Below are 22,935 nucleotides of genomic sequence, written 5' to 3' on the forward strand. Positions count from 1 at the left end.
TTTCATTATTCATAGTAGTTAGTGGTTTTGTTTAAAACTGGTTCTTTAGGGTCAATAACTGCCGTTTTTTGATTCGTGTAAATAACAAAACCTAGCGGAGAAGCAGGTGGCTTTTTAATATACTTAATGAGCGTGTAATCGACGGCTACTTTCGACGATTCCCGAGCTCTGCTAAAATAAGCGGCATATTGAGCGCCTAAGGTTAGCATTTCATCGGTTGCTGTGGTGCCTTCAGCAGGCCGTAAAATGACATGACTACCTTGTACTTGTAAGGTATGAAACCACATGTCATTTGGTTTAGCAAAACGATGGGTTAAATACTCATTTTGTTGATTATTACGACCAATGAAAATTTCACCACCATCAATAGGAAACCGCATAAAATTATGTTTAGGTGCTTTGTAACTAACCGGTTTTTTAGATTTTTTGAGTAAGCCTGCTTGTTCACATTCATTGTAGATTTCTTGTACAAGGTCTTTGCTATCGGCAATGGTAAGACTATATAAGACGGATTGTAGGTAGTCAATTCGCTGACTACTTTGATTTAATTGATATAGACCACTTTGCATGCGATTTTTTAATTTTGTGTATTGCTTATAATAATGTTGTGCATTCTCTACAATTGTTAATTCTGGTAATAAGGGAATTGTGATAGGTTCAATGGGGTCAGCTAAGATATTATCTACCGTAACAGTTGATTTATATTGAGTATCTAAATAAGCATTAATCATTAATAAATCACCATAGGATTTATATTCCTCAGCTTTGTCGCTAGCATCTAATTCTGTTTGGATTTTAGAATGGCGTAATTCCTCTTTTTTTATAGCTTGTTGTAAAGTTCGCTCCAATTCATTGGAGGTAGTGTTAATACCACCTTGTTTTACTACGGCCAGCTCTAAAGGTTGTGATATAGAATCATAGGTAGCTTGTAGTTGACCGCCTTGAGCCTCTAAATAAGTTAGGGGAATGGGGCTATACAATTTCTTGTGATTAGCATTTTCATACACTAATAATTGGGTAGCAGAGGCAACGGCTTCTTTTACTTTACTTAAAGCTGTACCTAGACAATTCAGGGCTTCCTTTGACAAGGTATCTATAGCTGTTTTTTCGGTAAGATTAGCTAGATAGCACACTTCCTTTAATAGAGCAGGGCCAAAGCCATTAAAAATACGACGCACTGTGTCGGCTACCGTACCTTGACTAAAGTTTTGTAATAACTCTTTTATTTCTTCGTCACTAAATTCGAATAAACTACCACGTTCGCTATTAGGTGGCAATTCGTACGGCAATTTAGGGGCAATGGACCGTTCTCGATTCATTAAAGGGGTTACATGGATTAGGGCTTCTAAAATCAGTCCATCTTGTACAAAAATACAATTTGAATATTTGCCCATTAATTCAATGTAAATGCGATTAGAAATTAAAGAACCATCTAGGTCTAATTTATCGGCACTAATTCGAAGAATACGGTCCCCATTAAGTTGCTCAATGGCGGTAATACGGGCGCCTTCTAAATGCTTCCGTAAAAACATACAGAGGGATGTAGGCTCTTTAGGTAAATCCGTAATGCCATGACTTAAATAGCAAGCTGGTAAATTGCCGGCTGTAATGACTAAGCTCTGGTTGCCAGTAGGGGTGTTTATTTTAAGAACAATTGTTGTTTTATCTATTTGCAATAGCCGTTGAATTTGCCCCGTCACTAAGTGTTGGGCCAATTCTTTGGTTAATACGGCTAAGGTTAAACCATCTAAATTCATCGTTAACTCCTTTTAATATATTCAATATAATAAGTATATCACATTTATAATAGCTATAAGGGATTAGATTCCTTTACCCTACGTAAGTAACATGATAAAATGAAAGAAAATGAAATACAAAATGAAGAAGAATACTAGGAAGTTGACTAGGATAAAATAGAAAGGACATAATATATTATGAATAGTATGACCGGTTTTGGTCGTGGTATTGGCATCGATGAAAGTTTACAAATTATTATTGAAATTAAAAGTGTAAATTCTCGATTTTTAGATCTTCATCTCAATATGCCGGCTACCTTATATTTTTTAGAAAATACATTACGACGTCATATAAAGGATACTTTGCAACGGGGGAAAGTAGAAGTCAATGTTACCCTTAAAAATACGAGTGATCGGGAGAAAGTATTTACTGTTAATAATACCTTAGCCGATCAAATTAGGGATTTTTTGGTAGTCCAAGGGTTTTCACAAACTAAAGAGCGCGCTTCTTTACGAGATATGATGAGTGTTTCACAGGACTGGCTAGTACTAGAAGATATACCTTTTGAAGAGGCTAAATTAGAAGTAGCTACATTGGATGCTTTAAAGACTGCTTTAGCAGGTCTATGTGATATGCGGGCTTTAGAAGGAGCCAATTTAAAAGCTGAAATCGAAGGTCGTGTTAATACATTAGAGGCTGTATTACAAGAAGTAATGGCACATAAAGATATAGCTGTTAAAAAGTATGAAGAGCGATTATTGCAGCGCATTCAAAATGTGCTAGAGAAAACGGACGTAACCGTTAACATGGACCGTTTTCTTCAAGAAGTAGCCACCATGAGTGATAAAACAGATATTACAGAAGAAATTGTACGTTTTGGCTCTCATGTGGTACAATTAAGAAACACACTAAAAGAGAATCAACCGATTGGGCGTAAGTTAGATTTCTTGTTACAAGAAATGAATCGAGAAGTAAATACCATGGGATCTAAAGGATCCGATTTAGCCATAACAGACCGTGTTGTAGTATTGAAATGTGAGTTAGAGAAAATTAGAGAGCAAATTCAAAATATAGAGTAGGTTGCAAGAGTAAGGAGTCACTAAGTATGAGTACAAAGCTTTTAAACATTGGATTTGGTAATATGGTTTCGGCAAATCGCCTAATTGCTATCATCAGTCCAGAGTCTGCGCCCATTAAACGAATGATTCAAGATGCGCGGGAAAAAAGTGTATTAGTAGATGCTACATATGGTCGTAAAACACGAGCTGTCTTAGTGATGGATAGTGGTCAAATTGTGTTGTCAGCGATTCAACCGGAAACAGTAGCACATCGTATTGTTCAAGCTACACCTGCTGAGTCTACGGAAGCGTAGGTGCTATTATGTCGGACAGAGGGATTTTGATTGTTTTATCTGGTCCTTCAGGGGCTGGTAAAGGGACCATTTGCGCAGCTTTGCGCAAACAAATGCCCAATCTTGTGTATTCAGTATCTATGACTACACGGGCACCGCGAGTTGGTGAGGAAGAAGGGGTTAGTTATTTCTTTCGCGATAAAGAAACCTTTCAACGCCTCATTGAAGAGGATGCCTTTTTAGAATACGCGCAAGTGTATGATAATTATTATGGTACACCTAAACAACATGTTATGGACTTGTTGAGCGAAGGTAAAAGTGTTATTCTTGAAATTGATATTCAAGGTGCTATGCAAGTTAAAGAACGATTTAGTGAGGCTGTATTTATTTATATTGTGCCACCGTCTTTAGATATTTTATCCAATCGTCTGCGCGATCGTGGTACTGATGCAGCTGAAGTCATTGATAAGCGACTTTCTAAAGCTAGCTCTGAATTAGCGTTAGCTCATCGTTATGACTATATTGTAGTGAATGATGTGTTGCCAGATGCAGTGGAAAAAGTAGCGTCTATTTTACGAGCAGAAGCTTGTAAAATTAAACGAAATAAAGAAAAAATCCAATATATTTATAAGCAATATGCGAAATAAGGAGTAATGCGTTATGATGGTAAAACCTTTATTAAAGGACTTGGAAAAACATGTAGATAGTAAATATACTTTAGTTACATTAGCCGCTAAGCGTGCTCGTGAATTAACTGACGGTGATGAAGCCTTAGTAACTGGTTTAGATACAGATAAACCAGTATCCGTTGCGCTTCATGAAATTGCAGATGATAAAATCGGCTTTGCTCGTACTAAAGACGGTATTAAATAAGCGGTACTAAAAGGTGAACGATAATAGGTGTTGAGGATGAAAAATAAACACGTAATTGTAGGTGTATCTGGTGGTATTGCTGCGTATAAAGCAGTAGAAATTGTAAGTCGCCTCCGCAAATTAGGGGCTGAGGTGAAGGTGGTTATGACAGAAAATGCCACCAAGTTTGTGTCCCCTATGACCTTTGGCGAAATTAGCGGTCATCCAGTGGCGGTTAAAATGTTTGAAGATGTGCATGATTGGAACGTGGAACATATTGCTTTAGCCACATGGGCGGATGCTTATATTGTGGCACCAGCTACGGCCAATGTTATTGGTAAATTAGCTTCAGGCATTGCTGATGATATGCTTACGACACAATTGATGGCCACTAAAGCGCCTATCTTTTTGTGTCCTGCTATGAATACTAATATGTATGAAAATCCCATAACACAACGAAATATGAATACGTTGCGTGAATTGGGGATGCATATTTTAGAAGCAGATAGTGGACATTTAGCTTGTGGCGTTACGGGCAAAGGGCGTTTGCCTGAGCCAGCCCGCATCGTTGAATGGTTATCTTTCCATATGATGAAAACAGATGTATTGGCTAATAAAACCGTTATTGTAACAGCTGGTGGTACTCAAGAAGCCATTGATCCTGTACGTTATATTGGCAATCGGTCTAGCGGTAAAATGGGATACGCCATTGCGGAGCAAGCTGCTCTCGCTGGGGCGCGGACTATTTTAATTTCAGCACCGACTAATTTACCCGTACCATTTGGGGTAGAATTAGTATCCGTTGATTCAGCAAGAGCCATGGAAGAAGCGGTGAATAGTCGCTACGAAGCTTGCGATGCGGTGATTATGGCGGCCGCTGTAGCCGATTTTAGAGTAGCGAATATGGCGGACACTAAAATTAAGAAGATGGATACCTTAGAGCTTAAATTAGTGAAAAATCCAGATATTCTTAAAGGGTTAGGAGAGAATAAAACTCACCAAAAGCTCATCGGTTTTGCTGCTGAGACTCAAAATGTCATCGAATATGGTAAATCAAAAGTACTTAACAAAAATCTTGATATGTTAGTAGCCAATGATGTGAGTAAACAGAACGCAGGCTTTAATGTTGATACTAACGAGGTAACTTTGATTTATCCAGGTGGGCAAGTTCGTCCTTTACCACTTATGACAAAAATTGATGTCGCTAAGCGAATTATTTCAGCCTTGGCAGAATTGTAATTCTATTGTATAATGAACCAGTGATATAAAGTATCACAATCAGTTTAATAGTAACTTTTGTCTCATCAAGAGTAGTGGAGGGAAAGGCCCTGTGAAGCTACAGCAACCATTCATTGTGAAAAGGTGCTAAGTCCGACGGTAATATGCCGAAAGATGGGGTTTGATTCCTCATCGCTTGGCTGATGAGGAATTTTTTTATGGAGGTAATGGGTAAATGGCTGAAAAACATGTATTTTTCACATCAGAATCCGTAACAGAAGGTCATCCCGACAAAATCGCTGACCAAATTTCGGATGCTGTGCTTGATGCAATTCTTGCGCAAGATCCAACGGCTCATGTTGCGTGTGAAACGCTCGTAACAACAGGTCAAGTTCATGTAGTTGGGGAAATTTCCACTAAATGTTATGTAGATATTAATCATATTGTACGTGAAACGATTCGCGAAATCGGTTATACACGTGCTAAATACGGTTTTGACTGCGATACTTGTGGTGTTAACGTAGCATTAGACGAACAGTCCGTAGATATTGCTATGGGCGTGGATGATGCGCTTGAAACACGCGAAGGTGGTAGCGATAAATTTGATAAAATCGGTGCTGGTGACCAAGGGATGATGTTTGGTTATGCTACGAATGAAACGGAAGAATTCATGCCTATGCCAATCGCATTAGCTCATCGTTTATCTCGTCAGTTAACAAAAGTTCGTAAAGATGGTGTATTACCTTACCTTCGTCCTGATGGTAAAACACAGGTTACTGTTGAATATGTAGATGGCGTACCTAAACGCATTGAAACTATCGTTATTTCTACTCAACATGGTCCTGAAGTATCTCGTGAACAGATTGAGGCTGACCTTAAAGAATTAGTTATTAAACCTGTATTACCAGAAGGTTTTGTTGATGAAAACACTAAATTCTTCATCAATCCTACAGGTCGTTTCGTAATTGGTGGTCCACAAGGGGATGCTGGTTTAACTGGTCGTAAGATTATTGTAGATACTTACGGTGGTATGGCTCGTCACGGGGGCGGTGCATTCTCTGGTAAAGATCCTACAAAAGTAGACCGCAGTGCAGCGTATGCAGCTCGTTATGTAGCTAAAAACATCGTAGCAGCTGGTCTTGCGGATAAATGTGAAATTCAGATTGCTTATGCCATCGGCGTGGCAAAACCTGTATCCATCATGGTTGAAACTTTTGGCACTGCTAAAGTGGCCGAAGAAAAAATTGCGGAACTTGTTAAGAAACATTTTGACCTTCGTCCAGCAGGTATCATCGAAATGCTTGACTTGCTTCGTCCAATTTATCATCAAACAGCAGCCTATGGTCACTTTGGTCGTACTGATGTTGATCTTCCTTGGGAACATACTGATAAAGCAGAAATTCTTCGCAAAGAAGCTGGTTTATAATTAAATAGCTAAGCTAAATATAGAGAGGTTGTAATTTGAGCTATTCAAATTACGGCCTCTTTTTTAGTTCTTGCTGTGTAGTCTTTATTTAAAAATATCGAAAAAAATGGTATAATAAAAAATACTGCAAAGGAGGGATAGTATGCGTGTGGCGGAAGTTATTATCAATCGTCCAGCGAAGAAAATGAATAGTCCATTCAGCTATGCTGTACCGCCACAATTTGGCGAAATTGCTTTAGGTACGCGCGTAGCTGTCCCTTTAGGGCGCACAAAGGAAGAAGGAATTCTCATAGCTTATCGAGAGCTAACAGAAATTCCTACTTATGAAATCAAGCCTATTCAAGCAGTTTTAGACAAAGAACCGTGGTTTACGCCAGAAATGTTAGCTACCGCTAAAAAGCTCAGTAACTATTATTTATGTGCTTTATCAGAAGCATTGAGTTTGTTTACTATTGATAAGAAGCAATTAAAGAGTTATGAACGACCTAAAGAACAGTGGCTAGTAGTGCAACCTTGGTTTCAACCAGAGCATATTCCTTTGAAGCGAAAGCGACAGCGTGAATTAGGATTTTACTTACAAGAGTTAGGTACAGCGTCGGTACATAGTTTACAAAAAGATGGTTTCACGTTACCCGTTATAAAACAAGTGATGACTTATGAAGGCATTACGGTAGAAGAGCGATATACACAGACTAAGACAAAGTTTAATGCTTTTCAGGTAAAAGATTTACCGCTTACAGCAGAACAACAAACCTGTTATGAACCCATTAAACGGGCTGTCACGAACCGCATAGCGGATACCTTTTTATTACATGGTGTTACTGGTAGTGGCAAAACACAAATTTATATGAAAGCAGCCCGTGACTGTATTGCTATGGACCGCATTGCCATTGTGTTAGTACCGGAAATTATGTTAACGAATCAAATTGTTACGCGCTTTGTGGAAGCCTTTGGCGATGAAGTAGTAGTATTTCATAGCAAGTTAACTATTAGTGAACGGTATAATAATTGGGAACGCTTGCGACGTAAAGATAGTCATATTATTATTGGTGCTCGGTCAGCTGTATTCGCACCTACGGAAGACATTGGGCTCATTATAGTAGATGAAGAGCATGATACGTCTTATAAACAAGAGGATATGGTGCGTTACCATGCCCGTAAAGTCGCTCAATGGCGTGCTAAGGCTAATCAGTGTCCCCTAATCCTTGGATCGGCTACACCTTCTATTGAGTCGTATTATTTAGCTAAACAGGGGACATATCAATTATTAGAATTGAAACATCGAATTTTTCATCAACCATTACCTAAGGTGCAAATCATAGATATGAAAGAAGAGATGATGTATGGTAATTATTCTGTATTTTCAGGGGCTATGAGTCATCTCATTCGACAAACTTTGGCTAATCAAGAACAGATGATTATTTTGTTGAATCGTCGTGGTTACAGCACCTTTGTTATGTGTCGCGAATGTGGCGAACCCATTAAATGCCCTCATTGTGATGTGGCTATGGTATATCATCAAAGTGGTGAGGCACTTCGTTGTCATTATTGCGAATATCACGAGCCAGTACCTAGAGTATGCCCTCATTGTGGCAGTCAAAAAATTAAATTTTTTGGCTCTGGTACACAAAAAGTGGAAGAAGAATTACAACGCAATTTTCCTAAAGCACGAATTGCTCGTTTAGACCAAGATGTGACGGCGAAAAAAGGAAATGGTGAGCAAATTCTAACTGACTTTGGGGCAGGCCATTATGATATTTTATTAGGTACCCAAATGGTAGCGAAGGGACATGATTTTAAAGGGGTTACGGCCGTAGGCGTATTGACCGCTGATTCCGTGTTAAATATCCCTTTATATAGTGCGTCTGAGCGAACCTTTGATTTGCTGACCCAAGTGGCTGGCCGCGCAGGGCGTAGTACGGGGAAGGGACAAGTCGTAATTCAGACCTATAATCCCTTACATTATGCTATAATAAAGAGTAAGGCCCATGATTATATTGGTTTTTATGAAGAAGAAATACAGGCTCGTGAAATGCTAGGGTATCCTCCGTTAGGGGCGATGATGCATTTTAGGATTCAGCATAAAGAAGTGGCTAAAGCTATGGCTATTGCAGAAAAAATTGTGAGCACTTTAGAATCTTTGGCAGTGCCAGGCGAGCTTGATATTATGGGTCCTTATGAAGAAGGTATTAAAAAGGTACGTGACTTATATCGCGTAGCGATTATGGTACGAGGCAATCAATTAGAGTCTATCAAAGACTTTATATACAATTCGTGGATTTTTACACAAGAGGGATTACATATTGATGTAGATCCTGTTTAATAGGAGGACATATGGCAGTTTTAGATATTGTGAAAGCAGGACATCCTGTATTAAAAAAAGTGGCGGAACCTGTTGATTTTGTCAATAAAAAATTGCGCCAGTTATTAGATGACATGGCAGATACTATGCGTGTTGCCGATGGTTGCGGTTTAGCGGCACCACAGGTTAATGTGTCACAGCGTATTATCGTAGTGGATGATGGTACAGGTTTACAAGAATTTATTAACCCAGAAATCGTTAAAGCTGATGGTGAACAAATTGGCGTAGAAGGTTGCTTAAGTGTGCCTGGCTATTTTGGTGATGTAAAGCGCTATCAAGAGATTGAGGTACATTATATTGATCGTCACAATAAAAAGAAAAAACTAAAAGCGGAAGGCTTTTTAGCTCGTATTATTCAGCATGAAATTGATCATTTAAATGGCATTTTGTTTATTGAAAAAGTAGAGACTGCCTATAAATTGAAAGATGAAAATGCAGTGGCTATGGCAGAAGCAGAAGCCGATATTATAAAAGAACCATCACAGGCATAGGAGGCATTCATGGATTCATTACGGGTTGTTTTTATGGGGACACCAGATTTTGCCGTGCCTACCTTACAGGCTTTGATTGATGGCCCCCATGAAGTGGTAGGTGTTTTCTGCCAACCAGATAAACAAAAAGGACGTGGTAAAAAAGTGCAAATGCCACCAGTAAAGGAATGTGCCTTAGCAGCTGACTTAGCTGTATATCAGCCAGTGACTTTGCGTGATGAGGCGGCTGAAACTTTGCTTCGTTCGTTAGCACCTGATGTAATAGTCGTTGTGGCTTATGGTAAAATTTTACCCCCTTGGTTGATTCGTCTACCAAAGTATGGCTGTCTTAATGTACATGCCTCTTTATTGCCTAAATATCGTGGCGCCGCGCCTATTCACTGGGCTATTTTAAATGGAGACCGTGAAACAGGGGTAACTATTATGCAAATGAATGATGGCTTAGATACGGGCGATATGTTGGAAACGATTCCGCTAACAATTAAAGCTGGTGAAACAACAGGCGAATTATTTGACCGCATTGCACCAATCGGTGGCGAGGTTATTAATGAGGTACTGGCTAAGGCTTTGGCTGGTAGTTTACAGCCTGTGCCACAAGATGATAGCCAAGCTACTTATGCTAATAAAATTACTAAGGAAATGGGAGCCCTTGATTGGACGCGCAGTGCCGTTGCCTTAGCTAATCAAATTAGAGGTCTTAGTCCAGCACCGGGTTGTTTTACCTTCTTAGAAGCTGGTAAACGCATTAAAGTATGGCAAGCCTGTGCTATGGCAAATGAAGTAGTAAAGACTAAAAATATTTCGGTGACAGCCGGTGACCCCATTCCTGGTACGATTATAGGTGTAACCGAAAAAAGCTTTTTAGTAGCAACTGGTGAGGGTGTATTAGAAGTTTTGGAAGTACAGCCAGATAATAAAAAACGCATGAATGCTGGCGATTTTTGTCGTGGTCATCAAGTAAAGGCAGGATTAATTCTGAATGCGTAATCAACAACAAAGCTTAGGACAATATCCTTTGTACTTTAAATTAACCTTTGCAGTATTTCTTATACTTACGCTATTGTGGGCCGTTTTAGGCTATTTATTATGGCCTGGTTTACATCGTTGGGGTGTGGGTATAGCAACGACAGTGGAAATTTTATTAGCTGTATTCCCCATACTTTGTTGGATTATGTGGGGCAGTATGGCTTTGGCGTCAACTAACCATTTACGAATTCATCCTATTTGGCTTCGTATTAGTAATCGTTGGCTCTATGCTTTTTTCCCTGTAGTGTTACTTATCGGCAAAGTAGTAGGTGTCACTAAAGATAGAGCTAGTCAGGCTTTAATTGATTTAATTAATCACTTGGTGGAATTAAATCTGTATAAAGTACCGGCTGAGCGTGTTTTATTATTAACGCCGCATTGTTTGCAACAAAGTGATTGCGTTCACAAAGTAACTACTGATGTTCATAATTGTAAACGTTGTGGTCGCTGTCAAGTAGGTACCTTACTTGAGATTGCCGATACCTATGGTTGCAAGTTTGTAGTAGTGACAGGTGGCACATTGGCAAGACTTATGATTAAAAACATTCGCCCTAAGGCAATTGTAGCCATTGCCTGTGAGCGAGATTTAGTGAGTGGTATGAATGATGTATTTCCGATTCCCGTAATAGGGGTGCTCAATGAGCGTCCTTGTGGGCCTTGTTGCAATACGCGGGTAAATACGGATCGTATTAAAGAAGTTGTGGAGAAATTAATTAATGGCTAAGGTGCAGACAGCGAGGCCCGCCTCGCAGGGACAAGTAAATATTAGACGATTAGCTGTCCAGGCTTTATTGATGATTAATCGTGACGGTGCCTATGCGAATATAGTTTTGCAACAGATGTTAGGGGAACATCATTTAAGTGATGTGGATCGGCGTTTTTTCACAGAGCTAGTATATGGGGTAGTGCGTCGTCGCAACTATTTAGATGCTATTATTGAAACGTTAGCTAAACGGCCGTTGCGCAAATTATCTTCCATCGTTGTTGATATATTGCGATTAGGTCTGTATCAACTCATTTATATGGACAAGGTACCAGAGAGTGCCGCTGTAAATGAAAGCGTAAAATTGGCAAAAAAAATGGCACGCGGTTTAGATGGTTTTGTCAATGGCGTATTGCGTAATTTTTTGCGTAATCGTGATAGCTTTAGCATTGATGAGTTGGCTACAAGCGCGGTAGAGCGATTGGCGTTTATTTACAATCAACCTCTTTGGTTGTTGGAGCATTGGTTGGCTATTTATGGCGAAGAGAAAACGCTGGGGCTTTGCAGTTGGTTTAATGAGCGTCCAAGGTTGACAGCCCGCATCAATACGCTGAAAACCTCAATCCCAGACGGTATGGCAGCCCTTACTAAAGTTGGTTGGCAAGCTGAACCGACTGGTAAACTGCCAGAGGCTATTTATATTAATAGCCATCGTGGTTCATTAGACAGTTCTGCTTTAGTAAAAGACGGACTTTTAACCTTTACTGATGAAGCATCTATGGCGGTGGCTTATGTGGTAGATCCTAAGCCAGGAGACCAGGTTTTGGATTGTTGTGCAGCTCCTGGTGGTAAGACAATGCATATGGCAGCGCGTATGCAGAATAGAGGTCGTATTGTCGCTGATGATATTCATGAACATAAATTAGGTCTCATGGCGGCTAATGCTAAACGTCTAGGCGTGACTAATGCAGAATTTAAATTGCAAGATGCGACTTCTTTGCCTACTGAGTGGGCGGAGAGCTTTGATAGAGTATTAGTGGATGCCCCTTGCTCTGGCCTTGGTATTTTACAGCGTAAGCTAGATATGCGTTGGCATAAGTCGGCGGAGTCTTTGAAGACTTTGCCTACGTTGCAACTCCAAATTTTAGAAGAAGCAGCTAAGACAGTAAAAGCAGGTGGTGTCTTAGTCTATTCTACTTGTACTATTAATGAAGCTGAAAACGAAGACGTGGTTAATAAGTTTTTAACTCTTCATAGTGAATTTGTCTTGGCCGATGCAGCTCCGTATTTACCATTTCCTGTAACGGGTCCTATGGTAACTTTATGGCCCCAAAAGGATGAAATGGATGGCTTTTTTATAGCTCGTCTTCATAAACAAGGCTAAGACTTTCAAAATTGATTACTTAAGGATATAATTATGATAGAATTATTAGGTAAGAACCTCACCGAATTGCAGGCTATAATTGTGGAAGCTGGTTTTCCAAAATTTAGAGCTAAGCAAATTATGGATTACATATATAAACGCTACATTTTTGATTTTCAAGCTATGCAGCAGTTGCCAGGTAATATGCGTGATTGGTTGCAGGCCCATTGTGTGCTGTCTACCCCTGACATAGTAACGGAAAAGACAGCTCCTGATGGGTTGACGAAGAAATTATTACTCAAGTTAGCTGATGGTAATCAGGTAGAAACGGTATTGATGAAACAACATTATGGCAACTCTGTTTGCGTATCGTCGCAGGTAGGTTGTGCTATGGGTTGTGTATTCTGTGCCTCCACTACAGGTGGTTTGTATCGCAATTTAGAAACTCATGAAATTGTAGCTCAAGTGCTGTTGTTCGGCGCTTTATTAAAAGAACGTATTCATTCGATTGTAGTCATGGGCGCTGGCGAGCCTTTACAGAATTACACGAATACTATTAATGCACTTCGCTTGCTCCACGAGAAAGAAGCTTTTGATATCGGCTATCGCCGTATGACTTTATCAACTTGTGGGGTGGTAGAAAATATTTATTTATTAGCTGATGAAGGCATTCCTATTACATTAGCCCTTAGTTTACATGCGCCTAATGATGCAATTCGTCGTGAAATTATGCCCATTGGAGCCCATTATAACTTAGCGGATGTATTGGCAGCGGTGAAGACTTATTATGAAAAAACGGATCGCCGTGTAACGTTTGAGTATATTTTAATTGAAGGCATTAATTCCTCTATTGAAAATGCTCATGAATTAGGAGCTTTAGTAAAAGACTTCCCTAATTGCAATGTTAATTTAATTCCTGTAAATGGAAATGAACATATTCAGCTTTTTAAGCCGTCTCGACGTCAAATGGAAGCGTTCCGTAATATTGTGGCTTCTTATGGCGTAGCTGTTACTGTGCGTAAAGAAATGGGTGATGCTATTCAAGCCGCCTGTGGTCAGTTAAAAGTACAACATGCGCAGCAACAGTTAAAATAATTGAGGCATGTGTGAAGGAGGACCTATGAAGAGTATAGGCATGAGTAAAATTGGTTTAGTGCGACAGCGCAATGAAGACCGATTTTATATTGGAGAATCCTTTTGTATAGTCACCGATGGCATGGGTGGCTATAAAGGTGGGGAGATTGCTAGCACCTTGGTAGTCGATACCCTTGCTGAGGATATGCAAAATTGGCAAACTGTGTCAGTAGAGGCTTTGCGTCAAGCTATGGCAAAAGCCAATACTGCTGTTTTTGAACGAGTACAAGCTACCCCAGCCTTAGAAGGTATGGGGACTACAGCAGTTGTAGCATATGTGGTAGGTACCACCTTATATTGGGCCAATGTAGGCGATAGCCGACTCTATGTGTTTCATGAGGGGCAACTCACACAAATTAGTACGGACCATTCCATGGTACAAGCCTTGTATGATGCTGGCGAGTTACAAGCGGATGATATGTTACAACATCCACAGCGCAATGTCTTAACCCGTGCTGTGGGAGTTGGTCCTACTGTAGATATTGATGCAGGCGTCGAGGAATTAGCGCCAGGAGATCGAATTTTGTTGTGTTCTGATGGCCTCACTGGTTATATTGAACAAGCCGTGATTGAAGAAGCCTTCCGTAACGAAGCGAAAGATGATCGTTTATTGGAAGACTTAATGACATTAGTCTATGATCAGGGAGCTCGTGATAATGTAACGATTGTAATTGGTAGCATCGACTAGGAGTGAGGTGAGAACATGAAAGAAACCGCAACAAAATTACAGGGGTTAATCCTTGATAATCGCTATAAAATTATTTCCAAAATAGGCGTCGGTGGTATGGCTGATGTGTTTAAAGGGGAAGACATGTTATTAGGCCGTCCCGTAGCCATAAAAGTATTGCACCAAAATTTTGCTGGTGATGATGATTTTGTGGCGCGCTTTAAACGAGAAGCGCAAGCCGCTGGTAAATTAAGTCATCCTAATATTGTAAGTATGTACGATGTAGGATTTGATCAGGGGTATCACTATATCGTCATGGAATATATTGAAGGGGAAACCTTAAAAGAATATATTATGCGCCATGAGCGTTTATCTATTGATAATGCAGTGAAATTTACCATCGCCATTGCAGAAGGGTTAGAACATGCCCATGCAATGGGGATTGTTCACTGCGATATTAAGCCTCATAATGTGTTAATTACAAAGCAGGGGCGTATTAAAGTTACTGATTTTGGCATTGCACGGGCTATGAATGCGGGTACAACGATGATGTATACTAACTCCATTATGGGATCCGCTCATTATTTATCGCCTGAACAGGCCAGTGGTAAACCTGTTAATGGCAGTACCGATATTTATTCCTTAGGGGCTGTTTTATATGAAATGCTTACAGGGCGTGTACCGTATGAAGGGGAAACACCTATAAGTGTGGCTTTGAAACATGTGCGGGAAAAGTTAATTCCTCCAACCCGTTTCAATCCAAGCATTCCGACTTTATTAGAAGCGGCGGTTATTAAAGCCCTTGCTAAACGACCAGAAGATCGATTTAGTAACATTACTGATATGATTTCTGCCTTGCGTATGTCTCAAGGTTTTGTAAACAGCAATAGTGGTCGCAGAGTTCCACATGACTTCGGCACACAAGTAATGGTGCCCGTTAATGAAGCTCCTTATGGCGAATTAGATGAGGAAGATACATATTATGGTGGCGAAGCTGTGAAGGACAGTTGGCTTACTAAATTGTCTCGCTTGCCACAGAAGTATATTTTATTAGGTGCTTTCTTCGTCTTTTTATTAGCTTTTGCTTGGGCTTTTTTAAGCTTTGGTAATTTCTGGAGCAATGCTACGGTAGATGTACCGAATGTAGTAGGTAAGCAAGTATCAGTAGCTAAGCATATTTTAGAAGATAATCACTTACGGGTATCTACTAGTGAAGTATCGAATCCCGATGTTCCAGCAGGACAAGTTATTTCCCAAAGCCCAGAAGCAGGTGAACAAGTAAAAGAACAACGGACTGTACATCTTGTGGTAAGTAAAGGTGTTGGCGATATTACTATGCCAGATTTAACAGGCATGACCTTAGATCAAGCGAAGAGCAGGCTTAAGAGTTTAGGCTTAGTGGTAGGTAAGATTACGACCGCTTCAGAAGATGGTAAAGAGGATGGGGTTATTTTAATGCAATCCCCACCAGGTGACTCTAAAGTGACTAAAGGGACTACCGTAGATGTTACGGTTAATCGCGTGAAGAGTAAAAAAGTAGAATTACCTAATTTAGTAGGGATGACTATTAAAGATGCTAAAGAAGCATTAAGTGCCTTAGGTCTTGCGGTAGGTCCAATTGGCGGTAGCAGTGATGACACTGCGTTAGTTACTCAACAAAGCCCAGAAGCAGGCAGTTCGTTAGATGCTAATACAGCTGTTTCTTTAACTGGGGAAGCTAAAAAAGAAACTACCACGCAACCTGCTAATAGTAATGCAGTTACGAAAGGCACGGTAGATATTACGGTACCATCTGGTAAAGCTAATCAGTCGGTTCGCATTGTCGTATCTGACGATGCTGGTTCACATACCGTTTTTGATGGAACCGCGCAGCCAGGTGAACGTATTGTTAAAGATGTGTCGGGGACTGGTAAAGTTCAAATTCAAGTTTACTTAAATGGTGCATTAGTACAGGATCAAACCTTGTAGGAGGATTATGAATACAGGCATTGTCATAAAAAATATGAACGGTTATTTCTACGTGCAAGCTGAGGATGGTCAAGTTCATGAGTGTAAGGTGCGCGGTCGGTTGAAACAAGGACGGTATTCCTTATTAGTGGGTGATCGTGTTACCTTTGACCCTGCGGGGACAATTGAAAAAATTCTACCTCGTCATAATGAGTTAAAACGCCCTCATGTAGCAAATTTAGATCAAGTGATTTTAGTTGTAGCCGCCCATGAGCCAGATATTAACGAATTGTTACTTAATAAGTTAATTGTTATGATTGAGCATGCTGATATTCCGTTAGTGCTTTGTATTAATAAATGTGATTTACAAGATGATAGTACCGCTACTTTGGCAGCGGTGTATCGTCAAATTGGGTACACCGTGATTCTTACTTCTACCCGTACCGGTGAAGGGCTAAGTACTTTAACAGAACAGTTACATCATAAAGTGAGCGCTTTTGCGGGCCCTTCTGGAGTAGGCAAAAGTAGTTTACTCAATGCGATTGAACCGTCTTTTGCTTTTCAAACCGGTTCAGTCAGTGATAAAATAAAAAGAGGTCGTCACACGACACGGCATGCCTCCTTATATAGTTTAGATGGGGATTCCTTTATTATGGATACACCTGGTTTTAGTGCCATTGATTTTAGTGATATTTCGGAAGAACGATTACCTTCCTTATATCCTGAATTTTTGGCCGCCGAAGGAGACTGTAAGTTTAGCCCTTGTTATCATGAGCATGAGCCCGTGTGTGGTGTGAAGGAAGCGTTAGCGACTGGTCAAATTAGTGCTGGTCGTTATGAATCGTATTTAGTCATTCGTGAAGAAATTCGCAGTCAAAGGAAATGGTGAGACTATGGTAAAAATTGCGCCTTCTATGTTATCCGCTGATTTTGCACGCTTACAAGAAGAAATTAAAAATATCGAACTAAGTGGAGCCGATTTATTACACATTGATATTATGGATGGTCATTTTGTGCCGAATCTTACCTTTGGTGCGCCGGTGATTAAAGCGTTGCGTAAACACACAGCTTTGCCATTTGACGTACATTTAATGGTGACGAATCCAGCCGATTATGTAAAAGCCTTTGCTGATATTGGTACTGAATATTTTACGTTTCATGCAGAAGCAACACCACATATGCATCGTCTGGTACAAGAAATTAAATCCTATGGCATGAAAGCGGGTGTATCTTTAAATCCTTCTACCCCTGTAGCTATGTTAGAAGATATTGCGGCTGATTTAGACATGATTTTAATTATGAGTGTAAATCCAGGCTTTGGGGGGCAATCATTTATTCCTCATGCAGTACGAAAAATAAAAAAAGCGAAAGCTTTATTTGATTATTATGAAAATACGAATGGTGTAGTTGAAGTTGATGGTGGTGTTAACTTAGAGACAGCTCCTTTAGTTCGTGAAGCAGGTGCTGATATTTTAGTAGCTGGTTCAGCTGTCTTTGGGGCTGCTGATCGAGCTGACATGATTCGTTCTTTACGTGGTTAGTAATAAAAGCTCCTGAATTTCAGGGGCTTTTATTTTAGACTATCCGTGAAAGGAGTATGCATGAAGCTAGGTACAGATATTATTGAAATAGAGCGTATTGCGAAAGCAGTAAAAAGACCAAACTTTGCAAGTCGAGTATATACGGAGCATGAGCTTACCTATGCCAATAGTCGGGGCAAGCAAAAATCGGCCTCTTTAGCTGGTATGTACGCTGCTAAAGAAGCGTTTGTTAAAGCCTTAGGCACTGGATTTCGGTATGGATCGTGGCAAGATATGGAAATACGCCGTGATGAATTAGGGGCGCCTTATATGGTACTGACTGGAATGTTTAAATCTATGTATGAAGCCAGTGGATATACCAACATCACTGTATCCATTAGCCATTGCCAGGCTTATGCCGTGGCGACTATACTTTTAGGATAAAGCAGCATTGAATATAGAGAGGAGTTTATATGCGTATTTTAGCCAAAGAAGAAGCAAACTTTATTGATCAATGGGCCCCTGCCAAGGGGCATTTACCCTTGGCTGTTTTAATGGAAAATGCTGGTCGTGGTGTGGCTGAAGCGATTGTCACAGCCTTCGAGGAGAAGGAAGGGCCATTAGAGGTAGTTATTGTAGCGGGCAAAGGTAACAATGGTGCTGATGGTCTAGTAGCGGCTCGACAATTAGAAGAATGGGGCCATGAAGTGCGCATTGTGTTACCAAAGGACCATAAAGAAGGCTCAGCTCTATTTCAAGCACAGTTAGCTACGGTTGAGGCGTTAGAGATTCCTGTATTAACATTAGCTGATGGCGATGTATTTGAAGCCGCTGATGTGATTGTTGACGGTTTAGTAGGTACTGGCTTACAAGGAGACTTACAGGGGCCAATTTTAGAACTGTTAGATCGGATGGATGCTCATGTTGATACGTATCCTGACACATTATTAGTAGCTATTGATGTACCTTCAGGTCTAAACGCTAATACTGGTGCTGTGGCTACAGGTGCTTTAGGAATGGATATAACCGTTACTTTTGGGGCACCTAAACAAGGCATGTGTTTATATCCAGGTAAATCGTATTGTGGTGAGATTATTGTAAAAGGCTTGGGGTTTGCTTGGGAAACAGCTTTATTAGATGAAAGTAATGACCATTTTCCAACGGAATTAATAACTGCTGACTTAGTGGCCGCTTTGTTGCCTGAACGGGAACCAACGGCGCATAAAGGGTCTAATGGTCATACGTTAATCATTGGTGGTTCAGATGGCATGATTGGAGCCCCTTTGTTAGCGTCAGAAGCCGCTATTTATACGGGGGCTGGCAAAGTAACAACGGTAGTGCCTTCCAATTGTTTAACCATGTTACAGTCGAAGGTAATGCCAGAAGTTATGACAGGATCCTTTGGTAATTTACTTCATTTACGTATGCATAGTGCTGATAAAGAAGCGGTAGCAATGGGGCCGGGTCTGGGTCGCAATGAAGAGACGACTACCTTAGCTAAGAATTTTATGACCACTACAGAAGTGCCTTTAGTCATTGATGCTGATGCACTTTGGGCATTAGGTCATATGGATATTGTAGGTATGGAGTTTAGTAAACGCGAACGACCTGTAATTATGACCCCCCATCCTGGTGAATTTGCTCGCCTTACAGGCTTGACGGTTGATGCCATTGAAGCGAATCGCATTGAAGTAGCTCGGCAATTTGCTATAAAATATCAAGTGGTGCTCGTTTTAAAAGGAGCGCCTACGGTAGTCGCTTCGCCTGATGGTTTAGTGGCTGTCAATAGCAGCGGCAATGAAGGCATGGGCACTGGTGGTATGGGTGATGCCTTAACCGGTGTGATTGCTAGCTTACTAGGGCAGGGTCTTGAAGAAGTAGAAGCGGCCATGGTAGGGGTGTTCCTTCATGGGGCCGCTGCTGACGAACTATATAAGTCGCGTCAGCGTGGTTTTACGCCTTCTGAGGTAGCTCGTGAAGTGCCTTATGTAATGACTCAATTACTAGAACTTGAAGAATAAGTTGTAAAAGGTGGAATATGCAATATTATATTAAACGTTGGTTAACCTATATTACCCTTGTCATTGCTTTAGTAGCAGGTTCTCTATCATTAAGTGGCTGTAATTTACAAGCTAACATTCCTAATATGGGCCAGGGTTCGAGTGCTACTACTAGCCAAGCCAGTGATGCTATAACGGGTACCCTAGATGTATATACCTTAGATATTGGTCAAGGTGATGCTCATTTGATAAAAGTAGGGAATGAGTATACCTTAATTGACACCGGTGATGTGGATCATCGCGATCGATTGATTGCTTTATTAAAGCAATATAATGTTAGCTCTTTAAAAAATGTTATTATAACGCATCCTCATGCGGATCATATGGGTGGGTTTTATGCTTTAATTAAAGCAGGCATACCGATCGGTCATGTGTACGATAATGGCATGGATGCCTCTACGTCTGTGTATAAAACCTATATCAAGAATATGTCGGCTAAAAACATTGCTCACAGTGCCCTATATAAAGGGGCTGTTGTTGATTTAGGCAGTGGCGCCACTTTTACCGTATATGCTCCGGATGAAGGAAATTATATCCTAGATAATAAAGGACGGCCAGACCCTAATGATAATAGCATTGTAGGTAAATTAACATTTGGTAAATTTTCTATGTTATTTACAGGCGATGCTTCTCGGGCTGAAGAGAACAGGCTTATTAAAGAAGAGAATACAAAGTTGTCTAGTCGTGTGCTTAAAGTAGGGCATCATGGCAGTGCTAGTTCTTCACAAAAAGATTTTTTACGCTCGGTGCGTCCTGAATTAGCTGTTATTTCTGTAGGCTTACATAATGATTATGGTCATCCTACGTCTCAGGCCTTAAAACGTCTCAATGATGAGAATATTTTAGTATATCGAACAGATACGCAAGGAACCATTCGCATACATACGGATGGCAATACATGGAATGTAACGACAGAACGATAAATCTTGTCAAGTAAAAACTGAAAGACGATTAATTGAAACATACGCTCCTATGGTGTGAGTAAAAGCCTTTTCGCAAAAGACTTTATCCCTATAGGAGCGTATGTTTGGTTTGTGAACAGTCTATGAAAATACAGGACTTTTCAAGATTCTTTAAAATCCTATGTTATAATAAACTAAACATGTCCATATGGTTTTCTAGGTAAGCTAGAAGCTATGAGGCTTGTAAGGATTATGTGTTGTGAACTTACGTAAAAATTAACTAGAAGCTAATAAGGGGCCTAATGATTACATATGGCCAGTGATAGGAGTGAGATTGTTGCGAAAACTATGGTTAGCTCTGTTGTTTACTGTTATAGCATTTCCTTTATGGGCTATGTCGGTACGAGCAGCAGATGTAACAGATGTTAATTGGGTAACACGAAATGATGCGCCCATACCTTTTGTCCGTGTAGTTTTAAGTTTAACGGCGCCTGTAGATGCGTCGGCCTCTATTGATAAGGCTGGTACGACTACAACGGTACAACTGAAGAATGTAAAATTAAAGACAGACGATACATCTTTGACTATGGATCCTAAGATTGTAACGAAGGCACAATTAAAACAAAGCAGTAAGAATGTAAATGTTGTGCTTAACACACCAAATTCAATTGATGTGGGAGATATTAAAGTATTTTCCTTGAAGAAGGATAAAGTGAATAATAAACCAGATCGCATGGTGATTGATATTCAACAAAAAGGGGTAGCTCCACGCAGTGTGTACTATGGTAGCACACCTAAAGTGACAAAGCCTACGGCCACAAGTACGGTGAATACTGATAAAAAATCTAATAAGAAATCAAGTACTACCAACACAAGTACGCAACCAGCTAAACCACCAACAGTTGTGGCAACGGCTAGTCAGCCAAAAGCGGTGACCGTTGACTATAAGACGAGTGGTGGTATTGCTGGTAAAGTAATTACCATTGACCCTGGTCATGGTGGTAGTGATCCTGGTGCGATTGGTCCTACTGGTTTGATGGAAAAAAATGTAACCTTACCAATTTCTATGAAATTGAAAAAAGCATTAGAAGCTAAAGGGGCGAAAGTTAATTTGACACGTACCACGGATGTGGACGTATACGGACCTAATGCCTCTGGTCCTGATGAATTACAGGCTCGTGTTGATGTAGGAACGGCGAATAAATCGGATATATTTATTAGTGTCCATATTAACTCCTTTAGTAATCCAAGCGTAGGGGGCATTTCCACATACTACTATGATAAAACACAGTATGATACGCGGTTAGCTTCACGGATTCAAGCAAAAATTGCTGATGAAGCTGGCTTTAGTGGTGACCGTGGCATTCAACCAGGTAATTTATACGTATTACGTCGTTCGTTGATGCCTGCTGTATTAGTTGAATTAGGCTTTATTTCTAATCCTAAGGAAGAAGCTTTATTGAAATCTGATGCAGTGCAACAAGAATTTGCTGATGAAATTGCCGATGGCATTGAAAACTATTTTAGGGGGTAATGACTATGTTACGTAATGTGAAACTCATTTCTACAACCCTCTTAGCCGTTATGATGTTAGTCATGGCAGGCTGTAGTTCCATTGCTACTGATTCGGCAGAGGGAAACAAACAAGCGGTTGCTACGTCGGCAGAAAGTCAAAGTACTAAGTCGGCTGACAAAGATACGATGGCTAAAATGGTTGTCTATGTGCCACGGGATGATGGTAAAGGCGTTCGACCACAGACAATTACGGTAGACAGTGATAAGAAAACTTTAAAATACGCGATTTCTTTCTTGTTTGATGAAGATAGTCGTCAAAGTTATCCTGTTTTTCCTAAGAATGTTACAGTAAAAGACGTAGCGATTAAAGATGGTATTGCTCGTATTAATCTTTCTAAGGAATTCTTAGAAGGTGGTAACATAGACGGATTAAGTGCGCAGCTTCGATTAGCCTCCATCGTAAATACGGCTACTAGCTTTGATGCAGTTAAAAAAGTACAACTCTTAGTGAATGGTGAAACCATCAAAACCTATGGTGGTTATGATGTAAGTGAACCTATGAGTCGTATGGAACAGCAGATTGTAAAATAATAAAACTTCAAATGCTTCCTTCCATATGGGAGTGTATATGAAGTAAATTGAGGACATATCACAAGGACTG

General features: G+C 40.2%; 22 protein-coding genes and 1 riboswitch. Of the genes, 21 read left to right on the forward strand and 1 reads right to left on the reverse strand.

The features are described 5' to 3' along the window. Positions 1 to 5: 5 nt before the first annotated feature. Positions 6 to 1,757, reverse strand: coding sequence for an NFACT family protein (locus VER_RS09290; protein ID WP_162100547.1), 1,752 nt, complete (start codon positions 1,755 to 1,757; stop codon positions 6 to 8). 177 nt (positions 1,758 to 1,934) lie between these two features. Here VER_RS09290 and VER_RS09295 point away from each other — a divergent pair, with 177 nt between their 5' ends. The 21 genes from VER_RS09295 to VER_RS09395 all read left to right on the forward strand — a co-directional run bounded on the left by VER_RS09295 (position 1,935) and on the right by VER_RS09395 (position 22,865). Further along, positions 1,935 to 2,816: a YicC/YloC family endoribonuclease gene (locus tag VER_RS09295; RefSeq protein WP_162100548.1), complete on the forward strand. Its 882-nt coding sequence runs from the start codon at positions 1,935 to 1,937 to the stop codon at positions 2,814 to 2,816. 26 nt (positions 2,817 to 2,842) lie between these two features. Continuing rightward, positions 2,843 to 3,109: an extracellular matrix/biofilm regulator RemA gene (gene remA, locus VER_RS09300; protein WP_115309612.1), complete on the forward strand. Its 267-nt coding sequence runs from the start codon at positions 2,843 to 2,845 to the stop codon at positions 3,107 to 3,109. Positions 3,110 to 3,117: 8 nt separating this feature from the next. Continuing rightward, positions 3,118 to 3,735 (forward strand): guanylate kinase, encoded by a 618-nt coding sequence (gmk, locus tag VER_RS09305; RefSeq protein ID WP_162100549.1) that lies wholly within the window; start codon positions 3,118 to 3,120, stop codon positions 3,733 to 3,735. A gap of 13 nt (positions 3,736 to 3,748) precedes the next feature. Continuing rightward, on the forward strand, positions 3,749 to 3,961 hold the full coding sequence (rpoZ, locus tag VER_RS09310; protein WP_162100550.1) for a DNA-directed RNA polymerase subunit omega: 213 nt from the start codon (positions 3,749 to 3,751) through the stop codon (positions 3,959 to 3,961). A 36-nt stretch (positions 3,962 to 3,997) separates the two neighbouring features. Next, entirely contained in the window at positions 3,998 to 5,179 is a 1,182-nt protein-coding gene (gene coaBC, locus VER_RS09315) for a bifunctional phosphopantothenoylcysteine decarboxylase/phosphopantothenate--cysteine ligase CoaBC (protein WP_162100551.1), read from the forward strand. 59 nt (positions 5,180 to 5,238) lie between these two features. After that, positions 5,239 to 5,339: riboswitch (SAM riboswitch) on the forward strand. A gap of 54 nt (positions 5,340 to 5,393) precedes the next feature. Then, positions 5,394 to 6,584 (forward strand): methionine adenosyltransferase, encoded by a 1,191-nt coding sequence (metK, locus tag VER_RS09320; protein ID WP_162100552.1) that lies wholly within the window; start codon positions 5,394 to 5,396, stop codon positions 6,582 to 6,584. Positions 6,585 to 6,726: 142 nt separating this feature from the next. Continuing rightward, positions 6,727 to 8,907, forward strand: coding sequence for a primosomal protein N' (priA, locus tag VER_RS09325; protein WP_162100553.1), 2,181 nt, complete (start codon positions 6,727 to 6,729; stop codon positions 8,905 to 8,907). Positions 8,908 to 8,918: 11 nt separating this feature from the next. Next, complete coding sequence (def, locus tag VER_RS09330) at positions 8,919 to 9,437, forward strand: peptide deformylase (RefSeq protein ID WP_162100554.1); 519 nt, start codon at positions 8,919 to 8,921, stop codon at positions 9,435 to 9,437. 9 nt (positions 9,438 to 9,446) lie between these two features. Then, positions 9,447 to 10,424 (forward strand): methionyl-tRNA formyltransferase, encoded by a 978-nt coding sequence (gene fmt / locus VER_RS09335; protein WP_162100555.1) that lies wholly within the window; start codon positions 9,447 to 9,449, stop codon positions 10,422 to 10,424. Continuing rightward, the gene (locus VER_RS09340; RefSeq protein WP_162100556.1) at positions 10,417 to 11,187 is read left to right on the forward strand and encodes a DUF116 domain-containing protein; all 771 of its coding nucleotides are present in this window, start codon (positions 10,417 to 10,419) and stop codon (positions 11,185 to 11,187) included. The genes fmt and VER_RS09340 overlap by 8 nt, the downstream gene beginning before the upstream one ends. Continuing rightward, positions 11,180 to 12,550 carry a 16S rRNA (cytosine(967)-C(5))-methyltransferase RsmB gene (rsmB, locus tag VER_RS09345; RefSeq protein ID WP_162100557.1) on the forward strand — a complete coding sequence of 457 codons (1,371 nt, stop codon included), beginning with the start codon at positions 11,180 to 11,182 and terminating at the stop codon, positions 12,548 to 12,550. Before VER_RS09340 ends, rsmB begins: the two co-directional genes overlap by 8 nt. A 33-nt stretch (positions 12,551 to 12,583) precedes the next feature. Continuing rightward, the gene (rlmN, locus tag VER_RS09350) at positions 12,584 to 13,624 is read left to right on the forward strand and encodes a 23S rRNA (adenine(2503)-C(2))-methyltransferase RlmN (RefSeq protein ID WP_162100558.1); all 1,041 of its coding nucleotides are present in this window, start codon (positions 12,584 to 12,586) and stop codon (positions 13,622 to 13,624) included. Positions 13,625 to 13,649: 25 nt separating this feature from the next. Beyond that, positions 13,650 to 14,351: a Stp1/IreP family PP2C-type Ser/Thr phosphatase gene (locus VER_RS09355; RefSeq protein WP_162100559.1), complete on the forward strand. Its 702-nt coding sequence runs from the start codon at positions 13,650 to 13,652 to the stop codon at positions 14,349 to 14,351. Between the two features lie 15 nt (positions 14,352 to 14,366). Further along, positions 14,367 to 16,298 (forward strand): Stk1 family PASTA domain-containing Ser/Thr kinase, encoded by a 1,932-nt coding sequence (pknB, locus tag VER_RS09360; RefSeq protein ID WP_162100560.1) that lies wholly within the window; start codon positions 14,367 to 14,369, stop codon positions 16,296 to 16,298. Between the two features lie 7 nt (positions 16,299 to 16,305). Next, entirely contained in the window at positions 16,306 to 17,166 is an 861-nt protein-coding gene (gene rsgA, locus VER_RS09365) for a ribosome small subunit-dependent GTPase A (protein WP_162100561.1), read from the forward strand. 4 nt (positions 17,167 to 17,170) lie between these two features. After that, a complete protein-coding gene (gene rpe, locus VER_RS09370; protein WP_162100562.1) occupies positions 17,171 to 17,818 on the forward strand; it encodes a ribulose-phosphate 3-epimerase in 648 nt (215 codons plus the stop codon). Positions 17,819 to 17,878: 60 nt separating this feature from the next. Beyond that, positions 17,879 to 18,241 carry a holo-ACP synthase gene (gene acpS, locus VER_RS09375; protein WP_162100563.1) on the forward strand — a complete coding sequence of 121 codons (363 nt, stop codon included), beginning with the start codon at positions 17,879 to 17,881 and terminating at the stop codon, positions 18,239 to 18,241. A 29-nt stretch (positions 18,242 to 18,270) separates the two neighbouring features. Then, complete coding sequence (locus VER_RS09380) at positions 18,271 to 19,818, forward strand: NAD(P)H-hydrate dehydratase (protein ID WP_162100564.1); 1,548 nt, start codon at positions 18,271 to 18,273, stop codon at positions 19,816 to 19,818. Positions 19,819 to 19,835: 17 nt separating this feature from the next. Continuing rightward, positions 19,836 to 20,780, forward strand: a complete 945-nt coding sequence (locus tag VER_RS09385; protein ID WP_162100565.1) for a ComEC/Rec2 family competence protein — start codon at positions 19,836 to 19,838, stop codon at positions 20,778 to 20,780. A gap of 316 nt (positions 20,781 to 21,096) precedes the next feature. Continuing rightward, complete coding sequence (locus VER_RS09390) at positions 21,097 to 22,293, forward strand: N-acetylmuramoyl-L-alanine amidase (RefSeq protein WP_162100566.1); 1,197 nt, start codon at positions 21,097 to 21,099, stop codon at positions 22,291 to 22,293. A gap of 5 nt (positions 22,294 to 22,298) precedes the next feature. Next, a complete protein-coding gene (locus VER_RS09395) occupies positions 22,299 to 22,865 on the forward strand; it encodes a GerMN domain-containing protein (RefSeq protein ID WP_162100567.1) in 567 nt (188 codons plus the stop codon). Positions 22,866 to 22,935: the final 70 nt, after the last annotated feature.

Origin of the sequence: Veillonella sp. R32 (assembly GCF_010093125.1) — a bacterium.
Classification (GTDB): domain Bacteria; phylum Bacillota; class Negativicutes; order Veillonellales; family Veillonellaceae; genus Veillonella_A.